The sequence below is a fragment of the Streptomyces sp. TRM68416 genome (assembly GCF_014596915.1).
Classification (GTDB): domain Bacteria; phylum Actinomycetota; class Actinomycetes; order Streptomycetales; family Streptomycetaceae; genus Streptomyces.
Window position 1 is genome coordinate 205,806 of record NZ_JACVWU010000008.1, and the last position, 18,224, is coordinate 224,029.

Sequence of the window (18,224 nt, forward strand, 5' to 3'; positions counted from 1 at the left end):
GCACCAAGCGCATGGAGCAGTACGAGCCCGACCGCCTGTCCCCGGCCCGAGCGGCCGCCATGCGGCGCAGCCTCCTGGGCGGCAGGGCCTCCCTCACCCGCCGTTCCCTGCTGCGCGCCTCCACCGGCGGCGCGCTCGCGGTCGGCGGTCTCGGGGCGCTGAGCGCCTGCGGTATCCCGGCCGCCGGCCGGTCCGAGGGCGGCGTGTCCGCGGACGACCGCTCGGCCGAGGAGAAGACCGTCAGCTTCTCCAACTGGACCGAGTACATGGACGTCGACGAGAGCGAGAAGCACCACCCCACGCTCGACGCCTTCACCGAGCGGACCGGCATCAAGGTCAAGTACACCGAGGACATCAACGACAACGTCGAGTTCTTCGGCAAGATCAAGCCGCAGCTGGCGGCCGGCCAGGACACCGGCCGCGACCTCATCTGCGTCACCGACTGGCTGGCCGCCCGCCTGATCCGCCTCGGCTGGGTCCAGAAACTGGACCCGTCCAACCTGCCCAACGCCTACGCCAACCTGTCGTCGCAGTTCCGCTCCCCGGACTGGGACCCGGGCCGCGCCTACTCCTACGTATGGCAGGGCATCTCCACGGTCATCGCTTACAACAAGAAGTCGCTCGACGGCGTCGAGGTGAAGACGGTCTCCGACCTGCTCGACAACCCCAAGCTCAAGGGCAAGGTCGGCTTCCTCCAGGAGATGCGCGACAGCATCGGCATGACCCTGCTCGACATGGGCAAGGACCCGGGCAGCTTCACCGCCGACGACTTCGACGCGGCCGTCGCCCGCATCCAGAAGGCCGTCGACAAGGGCCAGATCCGCCGCTTCACCGGCAACGACTACACCTCCGACCTGACCAGCGGCGACTTCGCCGCCTGCATCGCCTGGGCCGGAGACGTCGTCCAGCTCAAGGCGGACAGCCCGGACATCGACTTCATCATCCCGGACAGCGGCTACATCACCTCGACCGACAACCTGCTCATCCCCAACAAGGCCCGGCACAAGACGAACGCCGAGCGGCTCATCGACTACTACTACGAGCCCAGGGCGGCCGCCGAACTCGCCGCGTACATCAACTACGTCTGCCCCGTCGACGGCGTCCGGGAGGAACTGGCGAAGATCGACGAGGACGCGGCGGCCAACCCGCTGATCATCCCCGACAAGGAGATGGCCGCGAAGTCCCGTGCCTTCCGCTCGCTGAGCGCGAAGGAAGAGACGGAATTCGAAGCCAAGTTCGCGAAGCTGCTGGGGGCGTGACCGACATGACGAACACGAACGACAACACCGGTGACGTCCGCCTGTCGGGCATCAGCAAGACGTACGGCAACGGCTTCACCGCCGTCCACCCGCTCGACCTGACCGTGCCGCAGGGCTCCTTCTTCGCGCTGCTCGGCGCCTCCGGCTGCGGAAAGACCACCACCCTGCGCATGATCGCCGGACTCGAGGAGCCCACCACCGGCACGGTCTCCCTCGGCGACCAGGACGTCACCCGCCTGCCGCCCTACAAACGCCCCGTGAACACGGTCTTCCAGTCCTACGCCCTCTTCCCGCACCTCGACATCTTCGAGAACGTCGCCTTCGGTCTGCGTCGGCGCGGCATCAAGAGCGTGAAGAAGCAGGTCGAGGAGATGCTCGACCTGGTCCAGCTCGGCGAGCAGGCGCGCAAGAAGCCGCACCAGCTCTCCGGCGGCCAGCAGCAGCGCGTCGCGGTCGCCCGCGCGCTGATCAACCACCCCAAGGTGCTCCTCCTCGACGAGCCCCTCGGCGCCCTCGACCTCAAGCTGCGCCGCCAGATGCAGCTGGAGCTCAAGCGCATCCAGACCGAGGTCGGCATCACCTTCGTGCACGTCACGCACGACCAGGAGGAGGCCATGACGATGGCCGACACGGTCGCCGTGATGAACGCGGGCCGCGTCGAGCAGCTCGGCGCCCCCGCCGACCTGTACGAGAACCCGAGGACCACCTTCGTCGCCAACTTCCTCGGCACCTCCAACCTCATCGAGGCCGAGATCGACACGAGGAACGGCGGCGACATCGTCCTCAAGGCCGGCGGCGGCAAGCTGGTCCTGCCCGAGGCGCGCTGCTCGGCCCCCACCACGACCGGCGGCAAGGTGCTGGTCGGCGTACGCCCGGAGAAGATCTCCCTCACCCACGCCGACGACGCGGGCGAGATCCCGGACGGTCGCAACCGCGTCACCGGCACGATCGCGGACGCGTCCTTCATCGGCGTCTCCACGCAGTACGTCATCGACAGCCCCGTCTGCCCCGAGTTCGCGGTCTACGCCCAGAACGTCGACCGTGACACGCGACTGGTGCCCGGCGCCGAGGTCGTCCTGCACTGGAGCCCGGCGCACACCTTCGGGCTCGACGCGGCGCAGTCCCTGCTTGCTGGGACAGTGGGCTCCGCGGGCACCGAGGAAGAGGCGGTCTGATGGCTGCCACGCTCACCGACGCGCCGCCGCCGCTGGCGCCCGCCACCCCCGAGAAGAAGCCCCCGCGCAGGCGCGGCCGCTGGACGCCGTACCTCCTGCTGCTGCCCGGCCTCGCCTGGCTGCTGGTCTTCTTCGCGCTGCCGATGGTCTACCAGGCCTCCACCTCCGTACAGACCGGCTCCCTGGAGCAGGGCTACGAGGTCACCTGGCGCTTCGCGACCTACTGGGACGCGCTGACCGAGTACTACCCGCAGTTCCTGCGGTCGGTGCTGTACGCCGGTTCCGCCACGGTCCTCTGTCTGCTGCTGGGCTACCCGCTGGCCTACCTGATCGCGTTCCGGGCCGGCCGCTGGCGGAACCTGATCATGATCCTGGTGATCGCGCCGTTCTTCACCAGCTTCCTGATCCGCACCCTGGCCTGGAAGACGATCCTCGCGGACAGCGGCCCGGTCGTCAGCGCGCTGAACTCGCTGCACGTCCTGGACGTCACCAGCTGGCTCGGCATGACCGCCGGCGACCGGGTGCTGGCCACCCCGCTGGCGGTGATCTGCGGTCTGACGTACAACTTCCTGCCGTTCATGATCCTTCCGCTGTACACCTCGCTGGAGCGCATCGACCCGAGGCTGCACGAGGCGGCGGGCGACCTGTACGCGAGACCGGTCACGACCTTCCGCAGGGTCACCTTCCCGCTGTCGATGCCCGGTGTCGTCTCCGGCACCCTGCTGACGTTCATCCCGGCCGCCGGTGACTACGTGAACGCCGATCTGCTCGGCTCCACCGACACCCGCATGATCGGAAACGTCATCCAGTCGCAGTTCCTGCGGATCCTCGACTATCCGACGGCGGCGGCACTCTCCTTCATCCTGATGTTCGCGATCCTGATCATGGTGACGCTGTACATCCGCAAGTCCGGCACGGAGGATCTGGTTTAAATGGCCTTCGTCAATTGGCTCAAGCGCAATTTCGTCGTCATCGCGGGTCTTTTCACGCTCGGATACCTGCTGCTGCCGAACGTCGTCGTGACGGTGTTCTCCTTCAACAATCCGAAGGGGCGCTTCAACTACGAGTGGCAGGAGTTCTCCACCGAGGCGTGGACCGACCCGTGCGGTGTGTCCGGCCTGTGCTCCTCGCTGAGCCTCAGCCTCCAGATCGCCCTCTGGGCGACACTGGGCGCCACCGCCCTCGGCACGATGATCGCCTTCGCGCTGGTCCGCTACCGGTTCCGGGCGCGCGGCGCCATCAACTCGCTGATCTTCATGCCGATGGCCATGCCCGAGGTCGTCATGGCCGCCTCGCTGCTCACCCTGTTCCTCAACATGGGCGTCCAGCTGGGCTTCTGGACGATCCTCATCGCCCACATCATGTTCTGCCTCAGCTTCGTCGTGACGGCCGTCAAGGCGCGCGTCATGTCGATGGACCCGCGGCTGGAGCAGGCCGCGCAGGACCTCTACGCCGGCCCGTTCCAGACCTTCGTGCGGGTCACCCTGCCGATCGCGGCACCCGGAATCGCCGCGGGCGCGCTGCTCGCCTTCGCGCTCTCCTTCGACGATTTCATCATCACCAATTTCAACGCGGGCTCGACCGTCACCTTCCCCATGTTCGTGTGGGGCTCGGCGCAGCGCGGAACGCCCGTTCAGATCAATGTCATCGGTACGGCCATGTTCATCGTCGCCGTACTGTTCGTGCTGGTGTCGATGACGATCACCAGCCGCCGCAACAAGCAAAAGGCGTAGGCCTTTTCGGGAATCCCCCGTAGAGAATCCCCCGTAGGGAGTTGAAATCATGGCCCCAAGCGCCATGAGCCGTTGGACAAAGGCACTTTCCGAAGCCCAGCCGGTCCCGTACTGGCTGGACGACCCCGGCAAGCCCCACCCCGAGCCCGCCCTCACCGGCGCCGAGACCTGCGACCTGCTGGTCGTCGGCGGCGGGTACAGCGGACTGTGGACCGCGCTCCTCGCCAAGGAACGCGACCCGCAGCGGGACGTGGTCCTGCTGGAGGGCCGCGAGGTGGGCTGGGCCGCCTCGGGCCGCAACGGCGGATTCTGCGCCGCCTCCCTCACCCACGGGCTGGCCAACGGACTGGCCCGCTGGCCGGACGAGATCCACACCCTGGAGCGGCTGGGCGCCCGCAACCTCGACGAGATCGAGGCGGCGGTCGCCCGCTACTCCCTGGACTGCGACTTCGAGCGCACCGGCGAGATCGACGTGGCGACCGAGACGTACCAGGCGTGGGAACTGCGCGACTGGTACGAGGAGATCGAGCGTCGGGGGCTCGCCGAGGGCGTGGAGTTCCTGGACGCCGACGCGGTGCGGGCACAGGTCGACTCGCCCACGTTCCAGGCGGGTCTGTACGATCGCCGGGGCGTCGCCATGCTCAACCCCGCCAAACTCGCCTGGGGCCTGAAGCGGGCCTGCGTCCGGCTCGGCGTCCGCGTCCACGAGCACACCCCCGCCCTCACCCTGAAGCCGTACGGCGCCGGGATGGCCGTACGCACCCCCTACGGCCGGATCCGCGCCCGGCAGGTCGCGCTCGGCACGAACGTCTTCCCCAACCTGGTCAAGCGCGTGCGGGCGTACACCGTCCCGGTCTACGACTACGCGCTGATGACCGAGCCGCTCACCGACGAGCAGCTCAAGGCGGTCGGCTGGCGCGGCCGGCAGGGCCTCGGGGACAGCGCCAACCAGTTCCACTACTTCCGGCTCTCCGCCGACAACCGCATCCTGTGGGGTGGCTACGACGCCATCTACCCCTACGGCGGCCGGGTGCGCGCCGAGTACGACGACCGCCCGGAGACGTACGCCAAGCTCGCCGGCCACTTCTTCACCTGCTTCCCGCAGCTGGAGGGCGTCCGCTTCACGCACGCCTGGGGCGGCGCGATCGACACCTGCTCGCGCTTCTCGGCGTTCTTCGGCACCGCACACCACGGGAAGGTGGCGTACGCGGCGGGGTACACCGGCCTCGGGGTCGGCGCCACCCGCTTCGGCGCGGACGTGATGCTGGACCTGCTGTCGGGCGAGGAGACCGAGCGCACCTCGCTCGACATGGTCCGCAAGAAGCCGCTGCCCTTCCCGCCGGAGCCGTTCGCCTGGACCGGCATCGCCCTCACCAAGTGGTCGCTGGCCCGGGCCGACCGGCACGGCGGGCGGCGCAACCTGTGGCTGAAGACCATGGACCGGCTCGGGCTGGGCTTCGACAGCTGACACCGTGACCCACTTCACTCCGACGAGTGAAGGAAACCCGCGTAATGCCCGCCGGGTGACCTCCCTCTCCCTCGTGACGCAGAAGGCGTCCACGTTGGAAGAAGGAGGTTCCCGTCATGACAGGGGCGAAGACGGCGGTCGAATGGCTGGCATCGGTGGCGCCGGATCCCGAGGCCTGCCGCTGGGAGTGGGAACGCAACCCGCTCGGGGTCGCGCTGCTGCCCGCCGGAAAGGCCTGGGACGTGCTCATCCTGCCGGGTGAGCTCGGCTATCCCACGCTCGACGTGCTCACCCGCATCCTCGACCAGCCCGGCCCGGTGCTCGTCGACTTCGGTGATGCGCGGATGGGCTTCTTCGTGCCGCCGGGCACGGCGGCACGCTGGCTCGGCACCGGCATCCGCACGGCGGGCGCCGGCACCTGGATCGTGGTGCCGTATCCCGGCAGGTCCACGGGTGGCGTGCGCTGGCTGGTCCCGCCGGACGGCTCCGGCACCCTCACCGATCCGGGGCTCCTCGAACTCGCGATGCACGAGGCCGCGGCGGGTCTCGCGGCGGAGGGAGAGAGCCTGCCGTAGGCCTGGACAACCGGATCGGTCCGGACCGATTGGAGCGCGTTCCACCCTCCGATTCCCCCAGTCCCGGAGGCACTGGTGGAGCGCACCGGACCTCTCCTCGCCGTGCTCACGGCCGCACTCCTGGCCGCGCCCGGCCTCACCGCGCTCTCGTCGGCCGCCCGTGCGGCCGACGCGGACCCCGTCCGGAACGGCGGCTTCGAGTCCGGCCCTGACGCCTGGACCCGCACCTCCGGCACGACCGTCGACTCACCTGTGCGCAGCGGCAGTTCGGCGCTGAAGGCCACCCCGGTCGGCAGCGACAACGCCCGGTGCGCACAGACGGTGACCGTGGAACCGGACGCGCGGTACCCGCTCTCCGGCCGTGTCCGGGGAGTGCACGTCCACTGGGGCGCGAGCGGCACCGGCGCCTGCCTCGCCGACGACATTTCCCCGGTGGACGCCCTGCGACTCCCTCGTACGCCACCCACGGCACCCGGCCCGCGCTGCGCGGGCGGCCTGATGACCCGCTCGGTCAACCGGGACCGGTGTCCGAACGGGGAGTCCCGGCGGACGTGCGACGGCTGCTTCGGCCGAGGACGAGGACGAAGCCGGTCAGCAGCACCGTGCCCAGACACCAGCTCGCCACGACGTCCAGCGGCCAGTGGTAGCCGCGCCGGACCAGGCCGAAGGAGACGCCGAGCACGAGGACGGCGCAGAGGGCGACGAGGCAGCGGCGGGCGCCCGACGAGCGGAGCCGGGGAAGGAGGAGCAGGGTGGCGGCGCCGTAGGCGATCATCGCCGTGGCGGTGTGGCCGGACGGGAAGTAGCCGGTGGCCGGCGGCACGGCCGGGGTGCCCGGGCGGTCGGTCAGCACCTTGACGGGGACGACCAGCAGCGGGACCAGGGCCATCAGCAGGGCCGCCGCCGTGGCCGGCCACCACCAGCGGTGCGCGCCGGTGCGCCGGGAGCGCTGGGCGACGTAGAGGAGCACCGCGCCGAGGACGGGCACCGCGACCTCGACGTTGCCCAGGTCGGCGAGGAGTTCGGAGGCGCGGTCGGGGTGGACGAGGGCTCGGCTGAGGCGTTCGTCCACCCGGAGCAGCGGGCCGTCGGCCACGACCTGCCAGGTGATCAGCGCGAAGAGCAGGGCGGGAAGCCCGAGGAGTCCCAGGAGGGAGAGGAGGGAGGTCGGCCGCCCCGGAACAGGGGGGGTTGTTGCGGGGCGGCCGTCCGGACCGGTCGGTCGCGCGCCCCGGGGGGTTTGGGGCGGGCGACTGTCCGATCGGTGAGGAGATCCGGAGCCGGAGGCTCCGTATGTGTGCGCGAGGGCACGACCAGGGCGAAGCTGGGGAGGCCCCGTCCTGATGCCACCCACAGTCCCCTGTGGGCGGGGTGTATCTCTCATCTGGGTAGAACCTACGACAGGGGATGGGCTCAAGACAGTCGGAATCGAGACCTGGCAGGCACCTCGCACACGTTCTTCACACCCTCTGCCGCTCGTGGCCCCAGTCCCGGAACGAAACCCCTGTCGGGGCCGGGGCCACGGGGGCGGACGTCAGATGCGGGCGAAGGCCTGCTCGATGATGTCGAGGCCCTCGTTCAGCAGGTCGTCGCCGATGACCAGCGGCGGCAGGAAGCGCAGCACGTTGCCGTAGGTGCCACAGGTCAGGACCAGCAGGCCCTCGGCGTGGCAGGCCTTGGCGAGCGCGGCGGTGGCCTCCGGGTTCGGCTCCTTGGTGGCGCGGTCCTTGACCAGCTCGATCGCGATCATGGCGCCGCGGCCGCGCACGTCGCCGATGATGTCGAACTTCTCGGCCATGGCGGTGAGGCGGCCCTTCATGATCGCCTCGATGTTCTTCGCCCTGGCGTTGAGGTCCAGCTCCTTCATCGTCTCGATGGAGCCGAGCGCACCGGCGCAGGCCACCGGGTTGCCGCCGTAGGTGCCGCCCAGGCCGCCGGCGTGCGCGGCGTCCATGATCTCGGCGCGGCCGGTCACGGCGGCCAGCGGCAGACCGCCCGCGATGCCCTTGGCGGTGGTGATCAGGTCCGGGACGATGCCCTCGTCCTCGCACGCGAACCACTGCCCGGTACGGCAGAACCCGCTCTGGATCTCGTCGGCGACGAAGACGATGCCGTTGTCGTTGGCGAACTTCACGATCGCCGGCAGGAAGCCCTTGGCCGGCTCGATGAAGCCGCCCTCGCCGAGCACCGGCTCGATGATGATCGCGGCCACGTTCTCCGGGCCGACCTGCTTGGTGATCTGGTCGATGGCCTGCGCGGCGGCCTCCGGGCCGGCGTTCTCGGCACCGGTCGGCCAGCGGTAGCCGTAGGCGACCGGCACTCGGTACACCTCGGGCGCGAACGGCCCGAAGCCGTTCTTGTACGGCATGTTCTTCGCCGTCAGCGCCATCGTCAGGTTGGTGCGGCCGTGGTAGCCGTGGTCGAACACGACGACGGCCTGGCGCTTGGTGTACGCACGCGCGATCTTGACGGCGTTCTCGACGGCCTCGGCACCCGAGTTGAACAGCGCCGACTTCTTGGCGTGGTCACCCGGGGTGAGCTCGGCGAGGGCCTCGGCGACCTCGACGTAGCCCTCGTACGGCGTCACCATGAAACAGGTGTGGGTGAAGTCCGCGAGCTGCGCGGAGGCACGGCGTACGACGGCCTCGGCGGACGCGCCGACGCTGGTCACGGCGATGCCGGAGCCGAAGTCGATCAGGCGGTTGCCGTCGACGTCCTCGATGATGCCGCCGCCGGCCCGCGCGGTGAACACCGGCAGCACGGAGCCCACGCCCTGGGCCACCGTGGCGACGCGGCGGGCCTGCAGCTCCTGCGACTTCGGGCCGGGGATGGCGGTGACGACGCGGCGCTCCTGCGGAAGGTCGGTCATGAGGGGCTCCTGGGGGTTTTGCGGATGCTTGTCTTCTTCTTTTCTCGCAGGCTAGGGCGGCCGGAGGGGGGTGGGCATGCTCCATGTGGGCGTTGTCGGGGCGGTTGGTTGTCCGTGGTGGACATAGCGGGTGGGTGGGATGGGGTTCGTGGTGGTCGTGGCGGGTGGGCGGGCTGTGGTTCGTGGTGGTCGTGGCGGGTTTCCGGTCCGTTGTCCGTGGTGGGCACGGCAGGATTGCGGCCTGTGGTCGGCGGTGGGCACGGCGGGTTTGCGGTCCGTAGTCCGAGACGGGCACGGCGGGTTTGCGGTCCGGTGCCGGCTCCGTTCCGCGCGCCGGAGCCGCAAACGGTGAACTCCCCTTGCGGGGGCGTTAGATTGGCTCGCTGATGGTGGACGGAACGGCTGGTCAGGGGGCAAGGGCGATGGACAGCGACGGGACGCAGGACGCGCGGGGTACGCACGCGACGCCTGTGCCGCGATCACGCTCCGCCGTTCCGCCCAGGCCTTCGGCGCCGCCGATGCCGGACGGTTCGGCGTTCCTGGCCTGGCTGCGGACGCCCCGGCCGGAGGCGCTGCCGGGCGTGTGGCGGTTCGGGCACCGGCCGCGGCCGGCGGAGGAGCCGGAGCAGATCCCGGCGCGGCAGTTGCTCAGCGGGGCGCTGATCGCGTTTCTGGTGGGGTGGTTGATCTGGTCGTTGCTCCAGAACGGATATCTCGGCACCTGGTGGTGGATTCCGTTGTTCCTGGTCACGCCCGACTCCTGGCGTGGTGGCGACGGTGACCTCGGTGGCGTGGGCACTGTCCTCGTATACCGGGGCTACGAGGTGATCGTTGCGTTGATCATCATGGTCGGGGTCGGCAAGCTCGGTCGCTGGAGTGAGGTGTGGCGTCGCTTCGTCGCTCCCCGCTTCCGGCGCGGGCAGCCCGATGTGGCACCCCCCGCCCCCGAGCACGACCCCACCGAGTGGCCGCAACTGCGCGCCGCCGGTGCCGTGGACGCCGCCGAGCGGCTCGCCGGGGAGGCGAAGGCCGGGCTGATGCGGGACGTCGACCACGCCCGGATCGCCCGTGCCTGGCAGGGCGTGCGCAGCGGGCGGCACGACCTGTCCACCTTCACCGGAGCCGTGCTCAAGCACGGCTCCGCCGCCTGCCCGCACCCTTCCGGCGCCCGTGACCTGTCGACCCGGCTGGCCCGCCACGACCTGGTCACCGGGCAGGTGCGGCTCGGTACCACCGCCGACGACGCCCGCAACCCGTACGCCTACCGCGGCACCGGACTCGCCCTCGGCCCCGAGCTGCTCGGCACCTCCCTGCTCGCCGTCGGTCCGGCCGGTTCCGGCAAGACCGGCACCGTCGTCCGGCCGCTCGCCGAGTCGCTGTGCCTGCACGCGCTCGCCGGGCGCGCCGCCGTCGTGGCCGTGGGCGCGGCGGGCGCGGGGCTCGGCCCGGCCGACGCCTACGACGTCGTCGTACGGATCGGGAATCCGGAGTCCGTGTACGACCTCGACCTGTACGGCGGGACCACCGACCCCGACGAGGCCGCGGCCGTGCTGGCCGAGGCGCTGGTCGGGGACCTCGCCGACCCGCACCCCGGCAGTGACAGCCGCCGTTCCACGACCGTGCTGGCGCAGCTGCTCGGGCCGTTCCGGGCGGTCCACGACCGTTTCCCGTCCGTCCCCGAGCTGCGTCAGCTGCTGGACGGGGCACCCGGACCGCTCGCCGCGCTGCGCACGGCGCTGCAGGGCTCCGGGCAGGAGTCGCTGCTGCGCGAACTGGACGCCCGGGAGCGGCAGATGGCCCACCCGGGCGATGTCGGGGGAGTGCTCGCCGACCGGGTGGCGCTGCTCGACCGGCCCGCGTTCGCCGGGTTCTTCGACACCTCCGGGCAGTCGCGGCCCTTCTCGCTCAGAGCCCTCGACCACCCCGTACGCGTCCGCATCGACCTGCCGTCGCGCGGGCACGCGGACGCCTCGCGGATGCTGGCGCGGCTGGTGCTCGCCCAGTTCACGGCGAGCGTCGCGGTGCGCGAGGACCGGTCACTGTTCGCCTGCCTGATCCTCGACGACGCCACCGGCGTGGTCACGCCCGAGGCCGTACGCGGCATCCAGCGGCTGCGGTCCGGCAACGCCGGTGCCGTGCTGACCCTGCGCACCCTGGACGACGTACCGCGTCCGCTGCGCGGGCCGCTGCTCGGCTCCGTCGGATGCCGGATGGCGCTGTCCGGGCTGACCCCGTGGGACGGGCAGGACTTCGCCGAGGTGTGGGGCAAGGAGTGGACCGAGGCGCGGGACGTCACCGACCGGCAGATCATCGCCGAGACCCCGGCCGGGAAGGCGTTGCACGCGGTGCGCCGGGTCATCACCGGCAAGGCGGCCACCGCGCGTGCCGTGACCGTGCGCCAGGTCGAGCGGGAGCGGTGGTCGGCGTCCGAGCTTGCGCACGGCGTACCGCCCGGGCATGCGGTGCTGTCGCTGACGGACGTGCGGGGCGAGCACGCGCCGCCGCTGCTGGTGGATCTCCGGGGCTGAACGGTCACCTCGTGACCGTACGGTGAGGCAGAATCGGCAGAGGTCGTTCATACGTGGCGGCCAAATGATCACAAGGATCACGCAGACTTCACCGACCTGACGACCTGAAGGCCCCATGCCTCCCACGCTCGCCTCGCTCGTCCACCACTCCGCGCTCAAGCTCACCGTGCGGGCGGGCGAGGACCGGCTCGACGTGCCCGTCCGCTGGGCGCACGTCAGCGAGCTCGCCGACCCCGTCCCCTACATGGAGGGCGGGGAGCTGCTGCTGATCACCGCGCTCAAGCTGGACGCGGAGGACCCCGAGGCCATGCGCCGCTATGTGAAGCGGCTGGTCGGCGCGGGCGTGGTCGGACTCGGCTTCGCCGTGGGCGTCAACTACGAGGACATCCCGGCGGCACTGGTCGAGGCGGCGGAGCAGGAGGGGCTGCCGCTGCTGGAGGTGCCGCGCCGCACACCGTTCCTCGCCATCAGCAAGGCCGTGTCGGCGGCGATCGCCGCCGACCAGTACCGGGCGGTGACGGCGGGCTTCGCCGCCCAGCGCGAGCTGACCAAGCAGGCGCTCACCGACGGCCCCGAGGGGCTGCTCGCCGCGCTCGCCGCCCAGGTCGACGGCTGGGCCGCGCTCTACGACGCGTCCGGCGCCGTCGTCGCCACGGCACCGGAGTGGGCGGGGCGGCGCGCGGCCCGGCTCACGGCCGACGTCGAACGGCTGCGGGACCGGCCCGCACCGGCCTCCTCGGTGGTGGGCGGCCCCGGCCCCGACAACTCCGACAACGAGGACCGGGTCGAGTTGCACAGCCTGGGCACGGGGCGGCGGCCCCGGGCGGCCCTGGCCGTCGGTACGGCGGCGGCCCTCGGCACCGCCGAGCGCTACGCCGTCCACTCCGCCATCGCCCTGCTGACCCTGACCACCGAACGCTCGCGCTCCCTGCACGCGGCCGAACAGCGGATCGGCGCGGCAGTGCTGCGGATGCTGCTCGCCGGGGAGCCCGACCACGCCCGGGCCGTCGCCGGGGACCTCTACGGCGGCCTGCTGGACGCCCCCTTCCGGCTGATCGTCGCGGAGTCGGTGACGGTGTCGGCGGCGCTCGCGGCCGTGGAGCCCGCCGAGCCCGCGCAGTCCACCGCCAAGCCGTCGGCGGCGGCCCTGGCCGCGGCCACCGACACCAACGGCGATCCGCTCGGGGCGCTCGCCGAGGTGGTCGAGTCCGCCGCGGCCCGGGCCGGGGAGGCGGTGCTGGTCGTGCCCGAGGGGGAGCGGCTGGTGGTGCTGGCCGCGGACGGCGGCGCCGCGGTCGCCGCGTGCGGCGAGTACGCGACCGCGCTGGAGGCGGCGCGCGCGGGCGCCGCCGTGCGGGAGACGGAGAACGGCGAACTGGTCGTCGGGCTCTCGGCGCCGGTCGGTCCGATCGCCACGGCGGCGGCCTACAAGCAGGCCGAGCAGGCCCTGTCCGTGGCGCGGCGGCGGGGGCGGGTGTGCGTGGAGCACGAGCAGTTGGCCGCGGGCTCCGTCCTGCCCCTCCTGGCCGACGACGCGGTCCGGGCCTTCGCCGACGGGCTCCTCCGTGCCCTCCACGAACACGACGCCACCGGGCGCGGCGACCTGGTCGACTCCCTGCGCGCGTGGCTGTCCCGCCACGGGCAGTGGGACGCGGCGGCGGCCGACCTCGGCGTCCACCGCCATACGCTCCGCTATCGGATGCGCCGGGTCGAGGAAATCCTGGGGCGCTCGCTCGACGACCCGGACGTTCGGATGGAGCTGTGGCTGGCCCTGAAGGCAACGTCGGCGGAGTAGGTCCCCGGTGCGGGCCCTCGCTGGGGGCTCCGCCCCCAGACCCCCGGGCCTTTGCCCACCCACCACCCGACTCGGTGGGCTGAGAGGTTCACCTTTCGGCCGACAGCAAACGGGTGGTGGGTGGGCAAAGGCCGGGGGCCCGGGGGCGGAGCCCCCGGGGACGGGACGGGCAGGGGCGGCGGGGGCGACCACCCACCCCGCCATTCCGGCGCACCCCCCACCCCCACTACTACGACTCGGACAAACGCCACCCCGCCCCCGCCCCCCTACCGTGGACCCCGAACCAGGCAACACCCACCCCCAACGCGGAAGGGCCGGGACTCCACTATGACTTCCACCCACGCCTTCTGGCTCGCCGGCCGCCAGGTCACCGGCGAGGACACCTTCGACGTCACCTCCCCGTGGGACGGCCGTCTCGTCGGCAAGGTGAGCGTGCCGACCGACGCCCAGGTCGAGGAGGCCGTGGCCGCCGCGTACGCCGTACGGGACGAGTTCGCCGCCACCCCGGCGCACGTCCGCGCCGCCGCCCTGGACCACGTAAGCCGCCGCCTCGTCGAGCGCACCGAGGAGATCGCACGCCTGATCTCCGCCGAGAACGGCAAGCCGATCAAGTGGGCGCGCGGCGAGGTCGGCCGTGCCGTCTCCGTGTTCCGGTTCGCCGCCGAGGAGGCCCGCCGCTTCAACGGCGGCGAGGCCCAGCGCCTCGACACCGACCTCGGCGGCCAGGGCCGCCTCGCCCTGACCCGCCGCTTCCCGAAGGGCGTGGTCCTCGGCATCGCGCCGTTCAACTTCCCGCTCAACCTCTGCGCCCACAAGATCGCCCCGGCCATCGCCGCCGGCGCGCCGATCATCCTCAAGCCGGCTCCGGCCACCCCCCTCTCCGGCCTGATCATCGGTGAGCTGCTCGCCGAGACCGAGCTGCCGGCCGGTTCGTGGAGCATCCTCCCGGTCTCCAACGACCGCATGCCCGCCCTCGTCCAGGACGAGCGCCTGCCGGTCATCTCCTTCACCGGCTCCGAGAAGGTCGGCTACGCGATCATGGACTCGGTGCCGCGCAAGCACTGCACCCTGGAGCTGGGCGGCAACGGCGCGGCCGTCGTCCTCGCCGACTTCGCGAGCGACGAGGACCTCGACTGGGCCGCCACCCGCATCGCCACCTTCTCCAACTACCAGGGCGGCCAGTCCTGCATCTCGGTGCAGCGCGTGATCGCGGACGCCTCCGTTTACGACCGTCTGCTGCCGCGCATCGTCGCCGCCGTCGAGGCCCAGGTCACCGGTGACCCGAGCGACGACAGGACCGACGTCGGCCCGCTGGTCAGCGAGGACGCGGCAAAGCGCGTAGAGGCCTGGGTGCAGGAGGCCGTCGAGGCCGGCGCCTCGCTGCTGACCGGCGGCAAGCGCGACGGCGCCTCCTACGCGCCGACCGTCCTCACCGATGTGCCGGCCGGCACCAACCTGGCCTGCGAGGAGGTCTTCGGACCGGTCCTCACCGTGCAGAAGGTGGACGGCGAGGCCGAGGCCTTCGCCGCCGTCAACGACTCCAAGTACGGCCTCCAGGCGGGCGTGTTCACGCGCGACCTGCAGACCGCCTTCCGCGCCCACCGGGCCCTGGAGGTCGGCGGTGTCGTCATCGGTGACGTGCCCTCCTACCGCGCGGACCAGATGCCGTACGGCGGCGCCAAGCAGTCCGGCGTGGGCCGCGAGGGCGTGCGGTTCGCCATGGACGACTACACCTACGAGCGGGTCCTGGTCCTCACCGGCCTCGCGCTCTGACCTGCCACGGACGGGTCGGAAGGACGGCCGCAGCCCACTGTGCGGGGGCTGCGGCCGTCGGCTTTTCACTGAGGGAACCCCTAGCTAATGGGAACCATTTTCAGGTACAGTCGTTCTCGACGCGAGTTCGCCGTCCCGAAGGGGCCCGGCACCGATGCCTTCCGGTGCCGGGCCCCTTCTTCGCGCCGGCTTCCTCCGGCCCCTCAACCGGAGAAGCCGACGTGCGCGAGCCGCACGCGGCCGCGCAGTCCGAGGCGGACGTCGTGCAGGCCCTCGGCCGTGATCGCGGCGCCGAGTTCGGTGTAGTCGTACGGGCCACCGACCTCGGCCACCGTCAGTACGGCCACCACCGGACCGCCGTCCAGCGACACCTCGACCGTGCCCTCGCCGGACACCGTCGCCGTCAGTCCGGTGACACCGCTCCCGAAGTCGCAGTCGCGGTAGATCAGTTCACCCGTCCGGCCCTCCGCCGCCGTCACCGCGTCGCCCGAGGTCCTCGCGCGGTCGACGATCTCGACGCCGCTCTGCTCGTCGAAGTCGGCCCCGTCCAGGCCGCGTTCGCGGACCGCGCGCGGGGCGGCCGGGGTGCCGTCGAGGCGTACGGTCGTCCGGAGCCGGATGTCCTCGCTGGACGCCCCGGCCATGACGTCGTACGGACCCGGCTCGCGCCGCCACCGCCCGTGCGCCACGTCCCAGAACTCGAAGGCGGACAAAGGCACTTCGAAGGCCAGCTCGGCCCGCTCGCCCGGCGCCAGCGTGATCCGGCGGTGGTCCACCAGCTCGCGCCGCGGACGCGGGACCGACGGCTCCACTGCGCGCGTGTAGAGCTGGGCGACCTCGTCGGCGGTCACCTCGCCGGTGTTCGTCACCGTGAAGGAGACGTGCACCGCGTCCCCCGTCACCCGCGTCATCAGGTCGCCGTAGGAGAACGCCGCGTACGACAGGCCGTGGCCGAAGGGGAAGAGCGGGGTGCCCTCGAAGTACAGGTACGTCTGGCGGCTGCCGATCACGTCGTAGTCGAGGAGGCCGGGCAGATCGGCGTCGTCGGCGTACCAGGTCTGCGGCAGCCGGCCCGCCGGTGAGACGTCGCCGGCCAGGACGCGGGCCAGCGCGGTGCCGGCCGCCTGGCCGCCGTGGGCCGTCCACAGCAGCGCCGGCAGGGAACCGGCGTCCACCGCGTACGGGTAGGCGGAGACCAGCGCCAGCACCGTGTTCGGGTTGACGGCGCGGGCGGCCCGCAGCAGCCGCTCCTGATGCCCGGGCAGCCGCAGGGTCGTACGGTCCTCGGTCTCGCGGCCGTTGAGGTGCGGGTCGTTGCCCGCGACCGCCACCACCACGTCGGCCCGCGCCGCGACCCGGGCCACCGCCTCCTCGCCGCGCTCCACGACGACGAGTTCCAGAACTTCCGCGTCCTCCTCGGCAACCTTCACGCCGTCGGCGGCGACACAGACGTGGCGACCAGTGCCGAGATGCCGCAGGAGGTGTCCGTTTCCATGGGGTTCCAGCCGGAAGGTCTCCTGGACCACCCAGCCGCCGGGCTGGTCGGCGGAGGCGCGCACGTATCCGTCCTCGGCGACGGACAGATAGCGGCCGTCGGGAGCGCGCAGCGTCAGCACGTCGTCGCCCCAGTCGACGAGCGCGAGCTCGGTGCCGACCGGGTCGGTCGTCAGGGGAGGCAGATCGGTGCGGCCCGCGAGGAGCGCGGGGTCCAGCGCGCCCTCGGCGCCGCGCACCTCGTCGTCGGCGTCCGCCTCGGGGACGTGCAGGAAGGCGCCCGTCGAGGTGCGCAGCCGGACGCGGTCCACACCCTCCGCGAACTCCACACGGTCGGCGCCGAACCGCTCGTACAGGCCCTCCAGCGGGGTGGAGCGGTGCAGGAGGGTGCCGCTGTACCAGTCGAGCTTGCACTCGTCGGCGAGCAGGCCCACCACGGCGATGCGGGTGTCGGGGGCCAGCGGCAGCACACCGTCGTTCTTCAGCAGGACGACGGCCTGCTCGGCCGCCTCCCGGGCGAGCGCGCGGTGCTCCGGGGTGTCGAAGGCGCCGGGCTCCTCGTGCCCGTCGAACTCGCCCAGCCGGAAGCGGACCGAGAGCTGGCGGCGGACCGCGGCGTCGATGTCGGCCTCGGTCAGCAGCCCCTGCGCCACAGCACCCTTGACCCGAGCGACGATCTTCGAGCTGTCCGTGCCGTGGTCGGTGAAGCTGTCCACGCCGGCGAGCAGCGCGGCCGCCGTCGCCTCCTCGTGGGTGTCGAAGTAGTGCTCGGAGTCGACCAGGTTGGACGGGGCACCCGCGTCCGAGCAGACCAGCAGCTCCTCGTCCGTCCAGGCGCGCAGGTGCTCGCGCAGGTACGGGGAGACGTGGTTGGGGCGGCCGTTGACCAGGTTGTAGGCCGGCATCACACCGGCCACCGCGCCCGCCTCGACCGCCTCGCGGAAGGCGCGCAGATCGTACTCGTGCAGGACGCGCGGGCGGACGGAGGAGGAGGAAGTGTCCCGGTCCGTCTCGTTGTTGTGGGCCAGCCAGTGCTTGAGGACCGGAGCGGTGCGCCAGTAGGTCGGGTGGTCGCCGCGCAGTCCGTGCGTGTAGGCGGTGGCGATGGCCGAGGTCAGCTTCGGGTCCTCGGAGTAGCCCTCCTCGTTGCGGCCCCACAGGGGGTGGCGCAGGAGGTTGACGGTCGGGGCCCAGACGTTGAGGCCGACGCGGTCGTCGCGGGCCCGCATCGCGCGGACCTCCGCGGACACCGCCTCGCCGACCCGCCGTACGAGATCGGTGTTCCAGGTCGCGCCGAGGCCGACCGCCTGCGGGAACACCGTCGCCGGACCCATCCAGGCCACGCCGTGCAGCGCCTCCTGGCCGGTGCGGAACGCGGCGATGCCGAGCCGTTCGACGGCCGGGACGAACTGGTGCAGGAATCCGATCTTCTCGTCGAGGGCGAGCCGGGCCAGCAGATCGTCGATGCGCTTCGCGAACGGCAGGTGCGGATCGCGGAAGGGCGGGGTGGGCGGCGTGGGTGCGGTCACGTGGGGATCCCCTTGCGATGGATCGG

General features: G+C 71.8%; 12 protein-coding genes and 1 pseudogene. 10 read left to right on the forward strand and 3 right to left on the reverse strand.

Annotation, left to right across the window (positions count from 1 at the left end):
- Positions 1–11: 11 nt before the first annotated feature.
- The 7 genes and pseudogenes from ICC28_RS15645 to ICC28_RS40560 all read left to right on the forward strand — a co-directional run.
- Positions 12–1,259: a spermidine/putrescine ABC transporter substrate-binding protein gene (locus ICC28_RS15645; protein ID WP_188289160.1), complete on the forward strand. Its 1,248-nt coding sequence runs from the start codon at positions 12–14 to the stop codon at positions 1,257–1,259.
- 5 nt (positions 1,260–1,264) lie between these two features.
- On the forward strand, positions 1,265–2,434 hold the full coding sequence (locus tag ICC28_RS15650) for an ABC transporter ATP-binding protein (RefSeq protein WP_188289161.1): 1,170 nt from the start codon (positions 1,265–1,267) through the stop codon (positions 2,432–2,434).
- A complete protein-coding gene (locus ICC28_RS15655; RefSeq protein WP_188289162.1) occupies positions 2,434–3,366 on the forward strand; it encodes an ABC transporter permease in 933 nt (310 codons plus the stop codon). The genes ICC28_RS15650 and ICC28_RS15655 overlap by 1 nt, the downstream gene beginning before the upstream one ends.
- Positions 3,367–4,167, forward strand: a complete 801-nt coding sequence (locus ICC28_RS15660; RefSeq protein WP_188289163.1) for an ABC transporter permease — start codon at positions 3,367–3,369, stop codon at positions 4,165–4,167. It begins immediately after the preceding gene.
- A gap of 49 nt (positions 4,168–4,216) precedes the next feature.
- Complete coding sequence (locus ICC28_RS15665; RefSeq protein ID WP_188289164.1) at positions 4,217–5,635, forward strand: NAD(P)/FAD-dependent oxidoreductase; 1,419 nt, start codon at positions 4,217–4,219, stop codon at positions 5,633–5,635.
- Positions 5,636–5,751: 116 nt separating this feature from the next.
- Positions 5,752–6,210: a hypothetical protein gene (locus ICC28_RS15670; RefSeq protein WP_188289165.1), complete on the forward strand. Its 459-nt coding sequence runs from the start codon at positions 5,752–5,754 to the stop codon at positions 6,208–6,210.
- Positions 6,211–6,285: 75 nt separating this feature from the next.
- Positions 6,286–6,615, forward strand: a pseudogene (locus ICC28_RS40560) (carbohydrate binding domain-containing protein); the annotation flags it as partial.
- A gap of 106 nt (positions 6,616–6,721) precedes the next feature.
- On the opposite strand, the gene ICC28_RS15675 reads toward ICC28_RS40560, so the two are convergent.
- Both ICC28_RS15675 and gabT read right to left on the reverse strand, forming a co-directional pair.
- Positions 6,722–7,360 carry a phosphatase PAP2 family protein gene (locus ICC28_RS15675; protein WP_411158597.1) on the reverse strand — a complete coding sequence of 213 codons (639 nt, stop codon included), beginning with the start codon at positions 7,358–7,360 and terminating at the stop codon, positions 6,722–6,724.
- A 384-nt stretch (positions 7,361–7,744) separates the two neighbouring features.
- Complete coding sequence (gabT, locus tag ICC28_RS15680) at positions 7,745–9,079, reverse strand: 4-aminobutyrate--2-oxoglutarate transaminase (RefSeq protein ID WP_188289167.1); 1,335 nt, start codon at positions 9,077–9,079, stop codon at positions 7,745–7,747.
- A gap of 422 nt (positions 9,080–9,501) precedes the next feature.
- Between gabT and ICC28_RS15685 the strand changes: the two genes are divergently transcribed.
- From ICC28_RS15685 to ICC28_RS15695, 3 genes are all read left to right on the forward strand, one after another.
- Positions 9,502–11,607: an ATP-binding protein gene (locus ICC28_RS15685; RefSeq protein WP_188289168.1), complete on the forward strand. Its 2,106-nt coding sequence runs from the start codon at positions 9,502–9,504 to the stop codon at positions 11,605–11,607.
- 115 nt (positions 11,608–11,722) lie between these two features.
- Entirely contained in the window at positions 11,723–13,402 is a 1,680-nt protein-coding gene (locus ICC28_RS15690) for a PucR family transcriptional regulator (RefSeq protein ID WP_188289169.1), read from the forward strand.
- 327 nt (positions 13,403–13,729) lie between these two features.
- Complete coding sequence (locus ICC28_RS15695) at positions 13,730–15,175, forward strand: aldehyde dehydrogenase family protein (protein WP_188289170.1); 1,446 nt, start codon at positions 13,730–13,732, stop codon at positions 15,173–15,175.
- Between the two features lie 203 nt (positions 15,176–15,378).
- Here the strand turns inward: ICC28_RS15695 and ICC28_RS15700 are convergent, their stop codons facing one another.
- Positions 15,379–18,198 (reverse strand): glycoside hydrolase family 3 C-terminal domain-containing protein, encoded by a 2,820-nt coding sequence (locus tag ICC28_RS15700; protein ID WP_188289171.1) that lies wholly within the window; start codon positions 18,196–18,198, stop codon positions 15,379–15,381.
- Positions 18,199–18,224: the final 26 nt, after the last annotated feature.

Bases quoted from the DNA above. Each gene is read 5' to 3' on its own strand.
- ICC28_RS15645 (WP_188289160.1), top strand. From the start codon at position 12: ATGGAGCAGTACGAGCCCGACCGCCTGTCCCCGGCCCGAGCGGCCGCC.
- ICC28_RS15650 (WP_188289161.1), top strand. From the start codon at position 1,265: ATGACGAACACGAACGACAACACCGGTGACGTCCGCCTGTCGGGCATC.
- ICC28_RS15655 (WP_188289162.1), top strand. From the start codon at position 2,434: ATGGCTGCCACGCTCACCGACGCGCCGCCGCCGCTGGCGCCCGCCACC.
- ICC28_RS15660 (WP_188289163.1), top strand. From the start codon at position 3,367: ATGGCCTTCGTCAATTGGCTCAAGCGCAATTTCGTCGTCATCGCGGGT.
- ICC28_RS15665 (WP_188289164.1), top strand. From the start codon at position 4,217: ATGGCCCCAAGCGCCATGAGCCGTTGGACAAAGGCACTTTCCGAAGCC.
- ICC28_RS15670 (WP_188289165.1), top strand. From the start codon at position 5,752: ATGACAGGGGCGAAGACGGCGGTCGAATGGCTGGCATCGGTGGCGCCG.
- gabT (WP_188289167.1), bottom strand. From the start codon at position 9,079: ATGACCGACCTTCCGCAGGAGCGCCGCGTCGTCACCGCCATCCCCGGC.
- ICC28_RS15685 (WP_188289168.1), top strand. From the start codon at position 9,502: ATGGACAGCGACGGGACGCAGGACGCGCGGGGTACGCACGCGACGCCT.
- ICC28_RS15690 (WP_188289169.1), top strand. From the start codon at position 11,723: ATGCCTCCCACGCTCGCCTCGCTCGTCCACCACTCCGCGCTCAAGCTC.
- ICC28_RS15695 (WP_188289170.1), top strand. From the start codon at position 13,730: ATGACTTCCACCCACGCCTTCTGGCTCGCCGGCCGCCAGGTCACCGGC.